Source organism: Ideonella lacteola, assembly GCF_038066555.1.
Lineage (GTDB): Bacteria > Pseudomonadota > Gammaproteobacteria > Burkholderiales > Burkholderiaceae_C > Ideonella > Ideonella lacteola.
This window is the reverse complement of record NZ_JBBUTG010000013.1, coordinates 62,510-79,294: the sequence shown is the minus strand read 5'-3', so window position 1 is coordinate 79,294 and position 16,785 is coordinate 62,510. Positions and strand designations below refer to the sequence as shown.

Here is a 16,785-nt window from a genome sequence, read left to right as displayed (position 1 = left end):
GTTCTCGGAGATGAACCCCCTGGCGATCGTCGTGCCGGTCATCGTGGCGGTGGTGCTGCTGGCCATCCGCATGTACGTGCTGATGCGCGTGCGACACAAGCGCCAGCGAGAGAACCGCCAGGAGGCGGAGCGGCTGAAGTACATGGTGGTGGCGTATCGCTCGCTGGCGGGCTCGTTCACGCCGGCCACAGGCGAACACCGGGCTCAGCTGGAAGAGGCGTTGGCCGATGTGGTGCTGTTCGGCACGATCAAGCAGGTCGAAATGGCGGCGCCATGCGTGCAGGCGTTGATCCGCGGCGAGACCGTCGAGTACCAGCCCTTGATCGAGGAGCTCCGCGCCGATTTGCGCAACCAGCTGGGCTTGGATCCGATTCCCGAGACGCTGTCGCTGCCGCATGCGGGGCCAGGCCGTTCCCCACGGCCGTGGCGCGGTGAAGGGGCCGGCGAAGGCGGCCGTGGCGGTGGCGGTGGTGGGGCGCGACAACGCCAAGGTGGTGGGCCCGCCTGAGCCTGTGCATGATGTGGATCGATACGCACTGCCATCTCGACGCCGCCGAGTTCGACGCTGATCGTGATGCGGTGGTGCAGCGTGCGCAGCGGGCCGGCGTGACGATGCAGGTGTTGCCGGCGGTCGAGGCCAGGCACTTCGAGGCGGTGCGCGCTCTGGCCCACCGCCACGGCTTGAGCTATGCGCTGGGCATCCATCCGCTGTACGTCGACCGGGCAGCCGACCACGACCTGGACCAGCTGCACCAAGCGCTCCAACGCTGGCGTGATGATCCGCGCCTGGTGGCGGTTGGCGAGATCGGGCTGGACTTTTTCGTCACCGGTCTGGACCGGGATCGAATGCAGCGCTTCTACGCCGCCCAGCTTCGCCTAGCTCGAGAGGCCGGATTGCCCGTGCTGCTGCATGTGCGGCGCTCGGCTGACATGCTGCTCAAGCACCTGCGATTGATCGAGGTGCCCGGTGGCATCGCCCACGCCTTCAACGGCAGCGCGCAGCAGGCCGAAGCGTTCGTCGAACGCGGCTTCTGCTTGGGCTTTGGCGGCGCGATGACCTTCGATCGCGCACTGAACATTCGCGAGCTGGCACGTACCGTCGCCGAGCACGCGCCGGTGCTCGAGACCGACGCACCCGACATCCCACCGCATTGGATGTACCGCACGGCCGAGCAACGCGCGCAGGGGCAGACCAGCCGGAACGAACCCGCCGAGCTGCCCCGCATCGCCGAGACGCTCTCGCAACTGCGTGGCTGGTCGCTGGCGCGCACTGCCGAGATCACCACCCGCAACGCGGGCGGGGCCCTGCCCCGGTTGGCGGCCCTGCTGTCAGAAGCGTCGGCATGAATGCGACGGATCGGCCACGGCTTGTCGGCCTGCCGCCGGTGGTCGGGCCCGCCACGCGCTTGATCGTGCTGGGCAGCTTCCCCGGGGCGGCCTCGTTGAAGGCCCAGCAGTACTACGCCCACCCGCGCAACCAGTTCTGGCCCATCGTCGGGCGCCTCCTGGGGGTGGATCTGCCGTCGATGCCGTACGCCGATCGGCTGGACACCGTGCGTGAGCGCGGCCTGGGGCTGTGGGATGTCTACGCCGCGTGCCTGCGTGAAGGCAGCCTGGACAGCGCCATCGAGGCGCCAGAGCACAACGACCTCGCCGGTCTGCTGCAACAGGCCCCGGGCTTGCGACTGATTGCGCACAACGGGGGCGAATCGGCTCGCAGCATGCGCATCACCCAATCACTGGGCGTGCCGGTGCAGCGCCTGCCGTCGACCAGCCCGGCGAATGCCAGTTGGAGCTTCGAGCGAAAACTCGCGGCCTGGCGCGAGGTGTTCGAGGCGGCAGGGATTTAGCAGCCCATCGGCGGCCGACAGCCCATCAGACGATGCGCAGCGGGATCGTCACCGGCCCGTCATTGATCAGGTGCACCTGCATGTCGGCGCCAAATTCGCCGCACGCCACCTGCGGGTGTTGCGCCCGGGCGCGGGTCAGCAGCAACTCGTACAACGCGCGGCCTTGATCGGCCGGCGCTGCGCCGGTGAAGCTGGGGCGGCTGCCGCCTGAGGTGTCAGCCGCCAGGGTGAACTGCGAGACGATCAGCAGCCCGCCGGGTGTGCCGGCACCGTCGAGATCCTGCACGCTGCGGTTCATCTTGCCCGCCTCGTCACTGAAGATGCGCAGCTTCAGCAGCTTGGACAGGAACTTCTCGACCTGCGCCTCTGTGTCTGCAGGCTCAGCGCACGCCAGCACCAACAGGCCCTGGTGGATGGCGCCCACGGTGCGCCCGGCGATGTCGACTCGTGCCTCTCGCACGCGTTGGACCAGGCCGATCACCCGGGCATCTCCGAATGCAGGCGCAGGCTCATATCAGGTCCTTCTCGTCGTTGAAGTGCGCTTCCACGTCCATCGGCAGCAGTTGGATGCTGGCTCGCAGACCCGGCACCGCGCTCATCAGCGCCTGTTCCAGGTCGGTGCGCACCGCGGCTGCGCGTTGCAGCGTCCAGTTCGACGGCATGTGCATGTGCAGGTCCACATAGCGCCGCGCGCCTGCGCGCCGGCTCGCCATGTGATCGAAGCGGATCGTGTGGTGAGCGAATTCGTTGAGCACCCGCTCGATGGCCTGCTGGTGCTCGGGTTCCAGCGCGTGATCCATCAGACCATCGGCCGACCGGCGCAAGAGCGACACGCCTTCCCGCAGGATGTTCATGGCCACCAGCACGGCGGCCAGCGGGTCGAGCCACGTCCACCCGGTCAGGCTGACGCCGATCAGCCCGAGCACGACGCCGGCGCTGGTCCACACATCGGTGATGAGGTGCCGCGCATCGGCTTCGAGGGCGATGGAATGGTGCTGGCGCGCGGTGCGCAGCATGGCCCAGGCGAGGCCACCGTTCATCGCCGAACTGACGACCGACAGCACGACGCCCAGGCCCAGCGATTCGAGCGGTTGGGGCTGCAGCCAGCGCTGCACTGCCGCCACCGTGATGCCGAGCGCGGCCGTGATGATCAGCACGCCCTCGAAACCGCTGGAAAAGTACTCTGCCTTGTGGTGGCCGTAGGGGTGCTCTTCGTCCGGCGGCTGGGCCGCCAGCGTCACCATCGCGAGCGCAAACGTGGCACCGGCCAGGTTGACCAGCGATTCCAGCGCGTCGGCCAACAGGCTCACCGAGTCGGTCAGCCACCAGGCACCGGTCTTGAGCACGATGGTCGCCACCGCAATGGCGACCGAAAGCTTCAGATACGACGCAACCTGCATAACACCTTGCCGGACTGGGCGCTTGCCGCGCCGCCCACGATCAAGTGGCGTGCGCGGATCCGGCTTCGCCGGTCCGCTGCGCGAGCCCCCTTGGGGGGGGCAGCCCGCCGGAGCGGGCGTGGGGGCTTATTTCCCCGCGATGCCGATCAGCTCGACATCGAAGTGCAGCGTGGCGTTCGGGGGGATGACGCCGCCGGCGCCCTTGGCCCCATACGCGATGCCCGGCGGGCAGATCAGCTTCGCCTTGCCGCCGACCTTGAGCTTCTGCACGCCTTCCGTCCAGCAGGGGATCACGCGGTTGAGCGGGAATTCAGCGGGTTGGCCGCGGCTGTAGGAGCTGTCGAATTCCTTGCCATCGGGGAAGGTGCCGCGGTAGTGGACCTTCACGGTATCGGTCGGGCTGGGGCTGGCGCCGGTGCCGTCCTTGATCGAACGGAAGATCAGGCCGCTTGGGAATGTTTCGCTGCCATCGGCAGCCTTCGTCGAGCCCGCGGTGGCAGAGGCCGACCCGCTGGCGGGTTGCGTCTGCGCATGGACGGCGAGGCCGGCGAATGCCAGCACGGATACAACGACAGCGATAGTTCTGGAACGGTTCATCGGGATCTCCGTGACCTTTGGGAAAAGCTCAAGACAAGGTGACGCGCGCGAATTTGCGCTTACCGACCTGAGCAACGAATGTACCGGCTTGAAGTTTCAGGCCTCTGTCCGAGATCACACTCCCATCGATGCGAACGCCGCCTTGATCGATCAGGCGGTTGGCTTCGGCCGTGCTGGGAGCGAGTCGCGCGGCCTTCAACAGGGCCCCAATGCCCATGGGCGCGCCGGTGAGCGACACCTCTTCGACGTCGTCCGGGATGCCTCTGCGGGCACGGTTCTCAAAATCGGCTTCAGCGGCATCCGCTGCCGCCGCGCTGTGAAACCGCGTGGTGATCTCCTTCGCGAGCATCACCTTCGCGTCCTTCGGATTGCGGCCACCCTCGATCTCGGCCTTCAGCTTCGCGATATCGGCTTCACTGCGGAAGGACAGCAAGGTGAAGTAGTCCCACATCAACGTGTCGCTGATCGACAGCAGCTTGGCGAACATCGTGTTCGCGTCTTCGGTGATGCCGATGTAGTTGTTCTTGGACTTCGACATCTTCTCGACGCCGTCCAGCCCCACCAGCAGCGGCATCGTCAGGATGCACTGCGGCTCCTGGCCGTATTCACTTTGCAGCGCACGGCCGACGAGCAGGTTGAACTTCTGGTCGGTGCCGCCGAGTTCGAGGTCGCTCTTCAGCGCCACCGAGTCGTAGCCCTGCATCAGGGGGTAGAGCAACTCGTGCACCGAGATCGGCGTGTTGGACTGGAAGCGCTTGGTGAAGTCATCGCGTTCCAGCATGCGCGCCACGGTGTACTTGGCGGCCAGTTGGATCATGCCGCGCGCGCCCAGCGGGTCGCTCCACTCGCTGTTGTAGCGGATCTCGGTCTTCTCGGGGTCGAGCACCAAGCTGGCCTGGGCGTAGTAGGTCTTCGCGTTGGCCTCGATCTGCTCGCGCGTCAGCGGCGGGCGCGTCGCGTTGCGGCCCGAAGGGTCGCCGATCATCGAGGTGAAGTCGCCGATCAGGAAGATGACGGTGTGCCCCAGGTTCTGGAGCTGCCGCATCTTGTTGAGCACCACCGTGTGGCCCAGGTGAATGTCCGGGGCGGTGGGGTCGAGGCCCAACTTGATGCGCAGCGGCTGGCCGGTGGCCTCGGAGCGCTGCAGTTTCTTGACCCAGTCGGCCTGGGGCAGCAATTCGCTGCAGCCGCGCAGACTGATGGCCAGCGCTTCCTGCACAGAATGGCTGAGCGGCGTGCCGCCGTTCACGGGTTCTGTCATACAAAAGTCACAGATTGCAAACTGGGGATAGCGCAGGGATGCGCGTGGCTATACTCGCGCGCAACGCCTGTTCCGGGCTCCGATTCCGCCGTGAATCGCCCCGAACCGGTCGCCCAGGGCCATCGCGACGGTGGCTTGAAGCGGCGGATTCTACGGGCCAGCCCCCGCCCAGGGCTGGATCCCGAACCATTCGTGCCTGGAGCGCCAGCCTGCTGGCCGGCGCCGGGTTCGGCTTGTCGGCCCAAGGAGGCTTTGCCACCGTGGGCGCGGGTCGTCTAGCAGATTGAACTGAATGTCATTGGATCCACGCTCATCGGCGGCTGAATCGAACCCGCCGTCAGCGCTGCGGGCTGCAGCGGCTGCCATCCGCGACACCTTGGCCGAACACCGGCGGGGCCTGTCGATCTCGCTGGCCGTGCTGCTCACCGGCTTCGGTGTCACGGCCTTCGGTATCGCGCCGTTGGTGCCCGATGCGGCCGAACTGCCGCGCCGCACCATCACGGAAAGCGTCGAACCTCAGGGCCTCGCCAGCCAATTGGAAGCGTTGGCTGATGCCGAGTTGGCGCTGCGCCGCAGCGAGACGACCCGCGCCAGCGACACCGCAGACAGCCTGCTTCGCCGCCTGGGCGTGATCGACGCCGAGGCCGCGCAATTCCTGCGCACCGATCGCATGGGGCAGCGCGTGCTCAACGGCCGCCCGGGCAAGATGGTCTCGGCCGAGCTGGATGATGAAGGTCGCCTGCAGACGCTGGTGGCCCGTTTCGCCACCGATGACGATGGCGCCACCACGGCGCCGTTTCGCTTTCAACGGTTGACGATCGAGCGGGGCGCGAATGGCCGCCTCGAAGCCAAGCTGGAGACAGCCGCGCTGGGCTCCAGCACGCGTCTGGCGGGGGGCACGATCCGCAGCTCGCTGTTCGCGGCGACCGATGAAGCCGGCATCCCCGATGCGGTGGCTGTGCAGATGGCCGAGATGTTCTCGGCGGACATCGATTTCCATCGCGAGCTGCGCAAGGGCGACGCTTTCAGCGTGGTCTACGAGGCCCTGACCGCCGATGGCGAGCCCATCACCTGGAACCAGGGCAGCGGCCGGGTGCTGGCCGCCGAGTTCGTCAACAACGGCAAGACCTACCAGGCGGTGTGGTTCGGCCAGACCGACGGCAAGGGCGCCTATTACGACTTCAAGGGTGAGAGCAAGCGCCGGGCCTTTCTCGCGAGCCCGATGGAGTTCTCGCGGGTGACGTCAGGCTTCTCGATGCGGATGCATCCCATCCTGCAAACCTGGCGGGCTCATCTGGGCACCGACTACGGGGCGCCGACCGGCACGCCCGTGCGCTCGGTGGGCGACGGCATCGTCGAATTCGCCGGCTGGCAGAACGGCTATGGCAATGTCGTTCAGCTGAGCCACGCGGGGGGGCGCAGCACCCTGTATGCGCATTTGTCGCGCGTCAATGTGCGCAAGGGCCAGCGTGTGGACCAAGGCCAGAACATCGGTCTGGTGGGCTCGACCGGCTGGGCGACCGGGCCGCACCTGCACTTCGAGTTCCGCGTCAATGGCGTCCACCAGGATCCACTCAAGATTGCCAAGGCCGCTGAAACCGTGGCGCTGGATGCCTCGCAGCGGCCTCGCTTTGCCCAGTGGGCCGTGGCCATGAAGACCCAGCTCGACGCTGCCGACGAACTCCAGGGTGTGGCCGGGCGCGGCGAGTAAACCGCTCGCCGGCCGGCGCATCAACCCCTGCCGGCCGTGCGGCCACAATCGACCGCATGGCGATCTTCATTGGATTGATGTCCGGCACCTCGCTGGACGGCGTCGACGGCGTGGTGGCCCGCTTTCCGGACGACCCCACGCTGCACGCGATCGACGTGCTGGCGCATGCCCACCGTGCTTTCGCCGATGCGCTTCGGCAGGAATTGCTGGCGCTCAACACGTCCGGGCCCGATGAGCTGCACCGCGCCGCCCTGGCGGCCAACGCCCTGACGCGTGTCCAGGTCGAGGTCGTGCAGGCCTTGCTGGAAGCCTCGGGCGTGACGGCCCACGAGGTCGTGGCGGTCGGATCGCATGGACAAACCTTGAGGCACCGACCAGGCGAGTTCGACGGCACGGGCTATACCCTTCAGATCAACCAGCCGGCGCTGCTGGCCGAGGGCTGCGGCATCCGCGTGGTGGCCGATTTCCGCTCGCGCGATGTCGCTGCGGGCGGGCAGGGGGCGCCGTTGGTGCCGGCCTTCCACGCCCAGGCGTTCGGCTGGCCACACGCACCTCGCGCCGTGCTGAACTGGGGCGGCATCGGCAACCTCACCTTGCTGCCGGCGTCCACCGAGGCGGGTGGCCTGGTGCGTGGCTTCGATTGCGGGCCCGGCAATGCCTTGCTCGACCACTGGGCCCAACGCCACCTGGGCCGACCCTATGACGACGAGGGCGGCTGGGCCGCCACCGGCACGGTGCAGAAGGCCCTGCTCGACAGCCTGTTGGCCGAGCCCTATCTGCATCGTCCGCCGCCCAAGAGCACGGGCCGCGATCTGTTCAACCCTGCCTGGCTAGACGCCCGCCTGGAGGCCCACATGACCGCTCACGCCGTGGGCGTGGCGCCCGTCGATGTGCAGGCGACCTTGGCCGAGTTCACTGCCCGAGCCGCGGCTGATGCCCTGCGGACGTACGCCCCCGCCACGGCAGATCTGCGCGTGTGCGGCGGTGGTGCATTGAACCGGCACCTGATGGTGCGCCTGGCCGCCTTGTTGCCCGGAGTGCGCGTCGGCTCCACGGCAGACGCCGGCCTGCCGCCACTGCAGGTCGAAGCGGCGGCCTTCGCTTGGCTGGCGCGGGCCTGTGTCCTGGGCCAGCCCGGCAATCGCGCCGAAGCCACCGGTGCGCGGGGGCCCCGCGTGCTGGGGGCGATCTACCCCGCCTGAGCTCGGCGGCGAGGCGCAGCGGTGCCCCAAGCGGGGGCGGCACGGTGTATGCGTGCGAAGGGGTGAGCACCTCGGATGCATCACCTGCTTGGGGCGGACACGTCCCTTGGCCATGGCTCAGCCGTCCCCCGGCCGCGGTACAGGCGATGCATTCGGATACTTGTGTTCCCTCCATGGCGCGCAGCATTCAGTCTGTGCAGATCGGGGGAACCGCGCGGTGCGGACCACCCCGCTGACCAGACCAGTTTGGAGGGTTCCCATGCATCCATCCACCGCAGCCATCCGGCCCCGGCCGCCACAAGCCACCTTCTCCCGTACCGCCTGGGTCGTCATCGGCCTGTTGGGCACCACCGTGGCCGCCCTGGGGTCGGCGCTGGTGATGCGCTCACCTGCCCCTGCGCCTGCCGACTTGGCCCCGCAGGTCAGCTATGCCAACGATCTGGCGCCCACCGCCGCGGGCAACAAGCCGCTGCCGGTGGCCAGTGACGGCAACGCGGCGCCCGGCGAGGCGCCAACCGCCTCCCCCGTGCCTGCCCCCGCTCACGCCACGGCGAAGGCGCCTTCTCGCCACGCCGCCCCGGCCACGGTGCAGCCCCATGCCGATTCGGATGTGGCGCCCGCGCCGGGCACCCGTGGCGAAATTCACGGCACCCAGCCGGCGGTGGTGTCGGTTTGCAACAGCTGCGGCGTCGTCGAAGCCGTCGAGCCCGTGCAGCGCGAAGGCAAGGCCAGCGGTGTCGGGGCGGTGGCGGGTGGCGTCGTTGGCGGCGCCTTGGGCAACCGCATGGGTGCGGGCAGCGGCAAGACCGCCATGACCGTGCTGGGCGTCGTCGGTGGCGGCTTGGCGGGCCATGCGATCGAGAAGAAGGTCAAGACCGAGACGGTCTACCGCGTCAAGGTGCGGATGGAAGACGGTTCGGTGCGCAGCTTCACGCAAGCCAAGACCATGGCGGTCGGCACCCAAGTGACGGTCCAAGGCGAGACGCTCAAGGTCGCTCCGGCGTCGACGCAGACCGCGCAGGTTGCCCGTAACAGCGCCTGATCCTGCGCCCCACCCATGAAAAACGCCGCCTCGAAGGGCGGCGTTTTGCTTCTGGGGCGGGTTCGGTCAGCTCTTGCGCACCCGCAGCAACTCGTCGAGCACCAGGCAGATGGCCCCCAGCGTGATGGCGCTGTCGGCCAGGTTGAACGACGGGAACGCGCGGCCCGCGTAGTGCACCTGGATGAAATCGACCACGTAGCCGTGCAGCAGGCGGTCGATCACATTGCCCAGCGCCCCGCCCAGGATCATCGCGATCGAGAAGCAGAACAGGCGCTGCGCGGGGTGCTTCTTCAGCATCCACACGATGACACCCGATGCGCCGAGCCCGAGCGCAACGAAGAACCAGCGCTGCCAGCCCGACGCGCCCGCCAGAAAGCTGAAAGCCGCGCCGGTGTTGTGCACCCGGACCACGTTGAAGAACGAGGTCACGACGCGGCTCTCGCCATAGCGGAAGTCGCCCAGGATCAGCGTCTTGGTGAACTGGTCGAGCAGGATCACCACGAGCGCCAGGCCCAGCCACACCCACAGGCTGCTGCCCGCGGACGACGAAGCACCAGACCGCCGCGCCATCAGGCCACCACCCGTTTTTCGCCGGCACCGTGCAGGTTGCTGACGCAGCGGCCACAGATGGTCGGATGCGCCGCATCGGCCCCGACATCGTCGCGGTAGTGCCAGCAGCGTTCGCATTTCGGCGACGTACTGGGCGTGACGGCCACTGACAGCGCCTCACCATCCATCACGGCAACCGCCGAGGTGATGGTCACGAAGCGAAGATCGTCGCCCAGCGAACGCAGCAGCGCGGCGTCTTCCGACGGCGCGGTGATCACCAGGTTGGCCTGCAGCGATGCGCCGACGGCACCGGTCGTGCGCACGGCCTCGATCTCCTTGTTCGCCAGGTCGCGGATCTCGTGCAGGCGGTTCCATTTCGCCAGCAGCGCCGCATCCGGCGTCGGCAGCGGCCAGTAGGTCTCGGTGAAGATCGTCTGCTTCGACGCCGTGCCGTGGGCGAACACCTGCCACGCCTCTTCGGCGGTGAAGCTGAGGAACGGGGCCATCCACCGCAGCATCGCCTGGGTGATGTGCCACAGCGCGGTTTGCGCGCTGCGGCGGGCCAGGCTCTTGGGTGCCGTGGTGTAGAGGCGGTCCTTCAGCACATCGAGGTAGAACGCACCCAGGTCTTCCGAGCAGTACACCTGCAGCTTGGCCACCACCGGGTGGAACTCGTAGGCGGTGAAGTGCTTGAGGATCTCGGCCTGCAACTCGCTGGCCCGGGCCAGCGCGTAGTGGTCGATCTCCAGCATCTCATCGGCCGGCACGGCGTCGGTCGCCGCATCGAAGTCGCTGATGTTGGCGAGCAGGAAGCGCAGCGTGTTGCGGATGCGGCGGTAGCCGTCGACGACGCGGGCCAAGATCTTGTCGTCGCCTGAGATGTCCCCAGAGTAGTCGCTGGCTGCGACCCACAGGCGGATGACTTCGGCGCCCAGCGTCGAGCTCACCTTCTGGGGCTCGATGCCGTTGCCGAGCGACTTGCTCATCTTGCGCCCTTGGCTGTCGACGGTGAAGCCATGGGTCAACAGGCCACGGTAGGGGGCCCGGCCGTGCAGCGCCGCCGCGATCAGCAGCGACGAGTGGAACCAGCCGCGATGCTGGTCATGGCCTTCGAGGTACAGGTCGGCCTCGGGGCCCTGATCATGGTGGCCCACCGTGCCGGCAGCGTCCTTCGCGTGGGTGCCGCGCAGCACATGCTGGAAGGTCGAGCCGGAGTCGAACCACACCTCCAGGATGTCGGCGCTCTTGGTGTAGTGCGGTGCGTCGGCAGCGCCCAGGATCTCCTCGGTCGTCACCCGGCTCCACGCTTCGATGCCGCCCTGTTCGACGATGTCAGCCGCCTGGTCGAGGATCTCCATCGTGCGCGGGTGCAGCTCGCCCGAATCCTTGTGCAGGAAGAAGGGCAGGGGCACACCCCATGAGCGCTGGCGAGAGATGCACCAGTCGGGCCGGTTCGCGATCATGTCGCGCAGGCGGGCGCGGCCGTTCTCGGGGAAGAAGCCCGTCTGGTCGATGGCATCCAGCGCCATCTGGCGAAGCGTCTTCGGTGCCTTGTCTTTGGTGAAGACGCCCACGCCCTCGTCCATGCGGACGAACCACTGCGCCGCCGCGCGGTAGATCACCGGCGTCTTGTGGCGCCAGCAGTGCGGGTAGCTGTGGGTGATGGTCTCGCTGGCCATCAGGCGGCCATGGGCCTTGAGCGTGTCGATGATGACCGGCGCGGCCTTCCAGATGTTCTGGCCGCCGAACAGCGGCAGGGTCGGCGCATAGCTGCCGTTGCCCTGCACCGGGTTCAGGATGTCGTCGTACTTCATCCCGTGCGAGACACAGGAGTTGAAGTCGTCCACACCGTAGGCGGGCGACGAATGCACGATACCCGTGCCGTCGTCGGCGGTGGCGTAGTCGGCCAGGTAGATCGGGCTCAGGCGGTCGTAGCCCGCGTCGACATGCGCCAGTGGGTGCTTGAAGTGGATGCCGCCGAGGTTTTCGCCCAGCGTGGTCGCGACCACCTTGCCTTCGAGGCCGAAGCGGGCGAGGCACTTCTCGACCAGCACCGCGGCCAGCACCAGGAAGCCCTTGCCGGTCTCGACCAGCGCGTACTCGATCTTCGGGTTGAGGTTGAGTGCCTGGTTGGCGGGGATCGTCCAGGCGGTGGTTGTCCAGATGACTGCGAAGGCGTCGCCCGCGAGCGACGGCAGGCCGAAGGCGGCCGCCAGGCGGTCGTTCTCGGCGCACAGGAAGGCGACATCGAGCGTCTGGCTCTTCTTGTCGGCGTACTCGATCTCGAACTCGGCCAGCGACGAGCCGCAGTCAAAGCACCAGTACACCGGCTTCAGGCCCCGGTAGACGAAGCCGCGCTCCATCACCCGCTTGAACGCGCGGATCTCACCGGCCTCGTTGGCGAAATCCATCGTGCGGTAGGGCCGGTCCCAATCGGCCAGCACGCCCAGGCGCTTGAAATCGCCCATCTGCAGGGCGATCTGCTCGGTGGCGTAGGCCCGGCTCTTGGCCTGCATGTCGTCGCGGCTGAGGTTGCGGCCGTGCTTTTTCTCGATCGCATTTTCGATCGGCAGGCCGTGGCAATCCCAGCCGGGCACGTACTGGGCGTCGAAACCCGCCAACTGGCGAGCCTTGACGATCATGTCCTTGAGCACCTTGTTGACGGCGTGGCCCATGTGGATCTGGCCGTTCGCATACGGCGGACCGTCGTGCAGGATGAACTTGGGCGCGCCGCAGCGGGCTTCGCGCAGGCGCTTGTAGGTGCCTTGCTCTTCCCACTGCTTGACCCAGCCCGGCTCCCGCTTGGCAAGGTCGCCTCGCATCGGGAACGGGGTGTCGGGCAGGTTCAGGGTGCTGCGGTAGTCAGGGGTGGCGTCGGTCATGGCGGATCGCGCTCGCTTTTTAGGCGGTCGGCGCGCTTGGCAGATCGGGGCGAAGGCAGGGCGCCGGTCACGGCAGGCACCCTCGGAGGGCAGGAAGCGCGCAAGGGCGCGCCTCAGAAGCTGACGCGGCGAAGCGCGTCAGGCCCGGATAATTCGATCGCGCGTGGTTTGGCGCCGCGTGGCGGTGTGCCAGCGGGGCGTGGCGGGGCGAACGGTGCTCAGGGGCATGGGCCGATTCTAGCGGCGGGGCACACGGCCGCGTTTCATGCCTGCTGGGGATGGTTTTCGGCCCGGGTGGCCTCAGCCGTGGGCTTGCAGCCAGGCGCGGGCGTCGGCTTCGTCCTGGGCGATGGCGGCGCGCAGGGCGTCCAGCGACTCGTAGCGGCGCTCGTCGTGCAGCTTGTGCAGCAGCTCGACCGACACCACCTCGCCGTAGCCGGCATCGGGCCCGAGGGTTGCGGGCCAGTCGAGGCAGTGCGTTTCCAGCAGCACGCGGCCGGCATCTTCCACCGTCGGCCGCACACCCAGGCTGGCCACGCCGGGCAAGGGCTCGGGCGTCAGCCCGTGCACCTTGACCACGAAGATGCCCTGCGCGGCCGGCTTCTGGAAAGGGAATCGCACGTTCAGCGTGCGGAAGCCCAACTCGCGCCCCAGCTTGCGACCATGAACCACATGGCCGCTGATCGCGTAGGGGCGCCCCAGCAACGTGGCCGCACGCTCCATGTCGCCGGCGGCCAGGGCCTCGCGCACGGCCGAGCTGGACACGCGGATGCCATGCACCTCGTAGCTCATCATCCGCGCGACGTCGAAGCCGCGCCGGGCGCCGGTGGCGTCCAGCAGGGCATAGTCGCCCGCCCGTCTGGCGCCGAAACGGAAGTCGTCGCCCACCAGCACGTAGCGCGCCCCCAGGCGCTCGATCAGCATCTTCTCGATGAAATCCTCTGCCGACAGGCCGGCCAAGGCTTGGTCGAATCGCAGGATCACCACATCGTCCACCCCGCAGCGAGCCAGCTCTCCCAGCTTGTCGCGCAGCGTCGCGATGCGGGTGGGCGCTTTCTCTGGCGCACCGGCGCGCACCGCGAAGTAGTCGCGCGGGTGGGGCTCGAAGGTCATCACGCAGCTGCGCAGGCCGCGGTGGCGGGCCTCGTTGTTCAGCAGGGCCAGCATCGCCTGGTGCCCACGGTGGACACCGTCGAAGTTGCCGATGGTCAGCGCGCAACCCGGGCCGGGCTGGGCGCGCGGGTGGTGCAGGCCACGAAGAATGCGCATGGCGCGATGTTATGCCGTGGCTCGCAGGTGGCGCGCCAGCTCTTGCGCCAAAGCGTGCAGGGTGAAGGGCTTCGCCAGGTATCCATCCATGCCCGCGGCGCGGCAGCGGTCTGCATCACCGTCCACCGCGAAGGCGGTCAGGGCGACGATGGGCAGGCGATGGCCATCGGGGTGTTGCGATTCGATGACGCGCCAGCGGCGCGTGGCTTCGAATCCGTCCAGGATCGGCATTTGGCAATCCATCAGCACCAGATCCACAGGGCCGGCCTGCAGCTCGGTGAGGGCCTGCGCGCCGTCTTGCACCATGCGCCAGCGCAGCCCCAGCTTTTCGAGCATGCCGGTAGCCACCAGCGCATTCACCGGGTTGTCTTCGACCACCAGCACCAGCGCCGGTGGCAGCGCGGGCAGGGCGTCGGCCGGTGTCGAAGGCAGGGGCGACGACGCGTCGGCCCCGGCCTGCGGCTCGGCGGGGTGGTAGCGGAGCGTGAACTCGAACACCGCGCCGGGGCCCGCATGGGGCTGACACACGACATCGCCGCCCATGGCGCGGGCAAGGTGGCGCGAAATCGTGAGTCCGAGGCCTGTGCCGCTGCGGCGGGCCTCGGTGCTGGCTTGTTCGAATGCCCAGAAGATGCGGTCGGCGTGTTCCGGCGCTATGCCTTCGCCGGTGTCGCTGACGGTGAAGCTGATCACCGTGTCCCTTCGCTCGATCGACAGCCTCACATCGCCGCGGGCCGTGAACTTGATGGCATTGCCGATCAGGTTGTGCAGCACCTGTTGCACCCGGACCGGATCGCACAGCAGGTGGCTCGGCAGGTTCGGCGTGGGCTGATAGAGCAGTGCCAGCCCCTTGGCCTGCGCCACCGGCCGCAGCAAGGCCAGCACTTCATCCACCAGGGCCGCCAGCTCGACGGGCCTTCGCTGCAGCTCGATGCGTCCGAATTCGATGCGCGAGACATCGAGCAGGTCGCCGATGAGGTGCAGCAGGTGTTCGGCCGACTGCTGCACCACATGATTGCGGCTGGCCTGATCGGGCGACAGGCCCTCCAGGGCCATCAGCTGCGACATGCCGAGGATGCCGTTCAGCGGGGTGCGCAACTCATGGCTCACCGTCGCCAGGAAGCGGCTTTTGGCTGCACTGGACTGCTCGGCCAATTGCAGGGCCTGGCGGCGCTGTTCGGCGATGGCGGCATTCTCGAACCGCAGGTAGAGCAGCTCTTGCATCCGGCGGTTGCTGCTCAGCCCTTCGACCAGGATCACCCCGAAATACAGGGCCTGGCCGCTGGCCACCAGCCAGCCATACACCCCGCCCTGAATCAGGTGCAGCAGAAAGCTCGGCAGCAGCGTGGCGCCCATGAAATGCATGGCGTGCCGCAGGTGGCTGCTCAGGGTGAACACCCCCACCGAAGCGACGCCGATCAGCGAGGCCAGCACCACGCCGTCCACCATCGTCGGGTGCGCGGCCTGCCCCACGAGGCCGACCACGCCCCAGCTGATGCCGTCCAGCGTGGCCAGCAGGTCATGTTGCCGGCGCCAAGCGTTGGCGCGCAGAGCCCAGTGCGGGTCGCGCACGAAACGCCGCCAGTGCGTGTACCGCACCGCCCACAACAGTGCCTTGGCGGCATACCAGCCCCAGGCGAGCGTGGCGCCGATGAGTGGCGCAAACCCCCAGGCCAGCAGCCCCGAGAACGCGATGCCACCCCACAGGGCCTGAGGCGTGCGCTCATAGAGGATGCGCACACGCTCGACGGTGACCTGCGCGGCCACCGACGTGGGGGCTTCGTTGCCTGGAGAGTCCGGCGCCGGGCCGGCCGACCGGCGAGCCGGCGTCAGGGTGTCCATGGTGCTGGCCCATGATAGGAAGCCAGACGCCGCGGCGGGATGCTCGTCAACCCGGCCAGCCGGGCAAAAAATCAGGGCAGAACCAGCTCCACCCGGCGGTTGAGGGCGCGCCCGCTTTCAGCCTCGTTGCTGGCCACGGGCGCCAGGTGGCCGACGCCGCGCGCGATCAGGCGGGCGGCGTCGATCTTGTAGCCCTTGGTCAAAGCCTCGGCGACGGCCTGCGCACGCTGCTGCGAGAGCGAGACATTGGCTTCTGGCACGCCCTGGTTGTCGGTGTGGCCGACGAGGTAGACCTTCAGCTTGGGTTGGGCGTTCAGCATCCGCGCGATCTCGTCGAGCTGGGCATTCGACTCGGGCTTGACCACGGCTTTGCCCGTATCAAAGTAGATGCCGTAGAGCGCAATCTTCCCGTCGGCCTTGAGGCCCTTCTGCAGCCCGTCGGCGTTGACCGTCACCTGGCCGCCCTTCATCGCCTGCGGCTCGGCGATCTCCAGGTAGGTCGCGACAAAGTCGCTGCGGTAGATCTGCCCGGTGCTGACGATGACGTGCACCTTGGTGCCGTTGCGCTCCAGCGTGCCGTAGGTGAAGTGCATGTTCTGTGCACCCAGGTTGCTGGCGCCGCCCACGCTGCGCATCTGCTCGTAGAGCTTGGAGCCTTCCTTGTTTCGATCCCGCTCCACCTGGAAGTCAACTTCCGTCATTCCGTTGTACCGGTCTCCCAGCGGAAAACGCATGTGCTCGCATGTGGGTTGAGCGGGTGTGCAGGCGACCACGGCCTTCATGCCGGCAGCGTTCAGCGCCTGCTCGTAGTTGCGGTGCACCTCCAACGCGGTCTTGCCCAGGGGCGCGAAGTAGACAAGGCGCGTGATGCGCCCTTCGACATTGATGGGCGAGAGGTAGTCGTTCTGTTTGTCCAGGCCCAGTTTGCTGGGGAATACCGAGCCGGCAAAGCCGAGTTGCTGGTAAGCGACGAGCCAGGAGTCGTTGTAGCGCCGGATCAGCGGGTGGTCTTCTGCGCCGGCCACGTCACGGGCCCAACTCGGGCTCGCCGCCTGGGCGGCGATGGCGGTGGCAGCGGCGCACAGGCCAACGGCCACGCGCATGAATGTTCGGAACATGAATGGATCCTCCTGAGGTGTTGTCCGGGCCCATAGGGGGCTGGGGCCGCAGCCCGTTCAAC

At 67.8% G+C, this 16,785-nt stretch carries 15 protein-coding genes; 6 read left to right on the top strand and 9 right to left on the bottom strand.

Annotation, left to right across the window (positions count from 1 at the left end; genetic code table 11):
• Positions 1-10 precede the first annotated feature (10 nt).
• From AACH06_RS19310 to AACH06_RS19300, 3 genes are read left to right on the top strand one after another with little or no spacing between them, the layout of a single operon-like run.
• A complete protein-coding gene (locus tag AACH06_RS19310; RefSeq protein ID WP_341427397.1) occupies positions 11-508 on the top strand; it encodes a preprotein translocase subunit YajC in 498 nt (165 codons plus the stop codon).
• An 11-nt stretch (positions 509-519) separates the two neighbouring features.
• The gene (locus AACH06_RS19305; RefSeq protein WP_341427476.1) at positions 520-1,347 is read left to right on the top strand and encodes a TatD family hydrolase; all 828 of its coding nucleotides are present in this window, start codon (positions 520-522) and stop codon (positions 1,345-1,347) included.
• Positions 1,344-1,850: a DNA-deoxyinosine glycosylase gene (locus tag AACH06_RS19300; protein WP_341427396.1), complete on the top strand. Its 507-nt coding sequence runs from the start codon at positions 1,344-1,346 to the stop codon at positions 1,848-1,850. The genes AACH06_RS19305 and AACH06_RS19300 overlap by 4 nt, the downstream gene beginning before the upstream one ends.
• Before the next feature lie 25 nt (positions 1,851-1,875).
• On the opposite strand, the gene dtd is transcribed toward AACH06_RS19300, so the two are convergent.
• From dtd to tyrS, 4 genes are all read right to left on the bottom strand, one after another.
• Complete coding sequence (gene dtd, locus AACH06_RS19295) at positions 1,876-2,331, bottom strand: D-aminoacyl-tRNA deacylase (protein ID WP_341427395.1); 456 nt, start codon at positions 2,329-2,331, stop codon at positions 1,876-1,878.
• Positions 2,332-2,359: 28 nt separating this feature from the next.
• Positions 2,360-3,250, bottom strand: coding sequence for a cation diffusion facilitator family transporter (locus tag AACH06_RS19290; RefSeq protein ID WP_341427394.1), 891 nt, complete (start codon positions 3,248-3,250; stop codon positions 2,360-2,362).
• A 126-nt stretch (positions 3,251-3,376) separates the two neighbouring features.
• Complete coding sequence (locus AACH06_RS19285) at positions 3,377-3,847, bottom strand: FKBP-type peptidyl-prolyl cis-trans isomerase (protein WP_341427393.1); 471 nt, start codon at positions 3,845-3,847, stop codon at positions 3,377-3,379.
• 28 nt (positions 3,848-3,875) lie between these two features.
• Positions 3,876-5,108 carry a tyrosine--tRNA ligase gene (tyrS, locus tag AACH06_RS19280; RefSeq protein WP_341427392.1) on the bottom strand — a complete coding sequence of 411 codons (1,233 nt, stop codon included), beginning with the start codon at positions 5,106-5,108 and terminating at the stop codon, positions 3,876-3,878.
• A gap of 292 nt (positions 5,109-5,400) precedes the next feature.
• Here tyrS and AACH06_RS19275 point away from each other — a divergent pair, with 292 nt between their 5' ends.
• The 3 genes from AACH06_RS19275 (at position 5,401) to AACH06_RS19265 (ending at position 9,063) form a co-directional block, all read left to right on the top strand.
• The gene (locus tag AACH06_RS19275; RefSeq protein WP_341427391.1) at positions 5,401-6,819 is read left to right on the top strand and encodes a M23 family metallopeptidase; all 1,419 of its coding nucleotides are present in this window, start codon (positions 5,401-5,403) and stop codon (positions 6,817-6,819) included.
• A gap of 56 nt (positions 6,820-6,875) precedes the next feature.
• Positions 6,876-8,021 carry an anhydro-N-acetylmuramic acid kinase gene (locus tag AACH06_RS19270; RefSeq protein ID WP_341427390.1) on the top strand — a complete coding sequence of 382 codons (1,146 nt, stop codon included), beginning with the start codon at positions 6,876-6,878 and terminating at the stop codon, positions 8,019-8,021.
• Between the two features lie 259 nt (positions 8,022-8,280).
• Complete coding sequence (locus AACH06_RS19265; protein WP_341427389.1) at positions 8,281-9,063, top strand: glycine zipper 2TM domain-containing protein; 783 nt, start codon at positions 8,281-8,283, stop codon at positions 9,061-9,063.
• Positions 9,064-9,129: 66 nt separating this feature from the next.
• On the opposite strand, the gene lspA is transcribed toward AACH06_RS19265, so the two are convergent.
• The 5 genes from lspA to AACH06_RS19240 form a co-directional block, all read right to left on the bottom strand.
• Complete coding sequence (gene lspA / locus AACH06_RS19260; protein ID WP_341427388.1) at positions 9,130-9,633, bottom strand: signal peptidase II; 504 nt, start codon at positions 9,631-9,633, stop codon at positions 9,130-9,132.
• Positions 9,633-12,494, bottom strand: a complete 2,862-nt coding sequence (ileS, locus tag AACH06_RS19255) for an isoleucine--tRNA ligase (protein WP_341427387.1) — start codon at positions 12,492-12,494, stop codon at positions 9,633-9,635. Before ileS ends, lspA begins: the two co-directional genes overlap by 1 nt.
• A 300-nt stretch (positions 12,495-12,794) precedes the next feature.
• On the bottom strand, positions 12,795-13,763 hold the full coding sequence (locus tag AACH06_RS19250) for a bifunctional riboflavin kinase/FAD synthetase (protein ID WP_341427386.1): 969 nt from the start codon (positions 13,761-13,763) through the stop codon (positions 12,795-12,797).
• Positions 13,764-13,772: 9 nt separating this feature from the next.
• Positions 13,773-15,605, bottom strand: a complete 1,833-nt coding sequence (locus AACH06_RS19245) for an ATP-binding protein (protein WP_341427385.1) — start codon at positions 15,603-15,605, stop codon at positions 13,773-13,775.
• 71 nt (positions 15,606-15,676) lie between these two features.
• Positions 15,677-16,723 carry an OmpA family protein gene (locus AACH06_RS19240; RefSeq protein ID WP_341427384.1) on the bottom strand — a complete coding sequence of 349 codons (1,047 nt, stop codon included), beginning with the start codon at positions 16,721-16,723 and terminating at the stop codon, positions 15,677-15,679.
• Positions 16,724-16,785 lie beyond the last annotated feature (62 nt).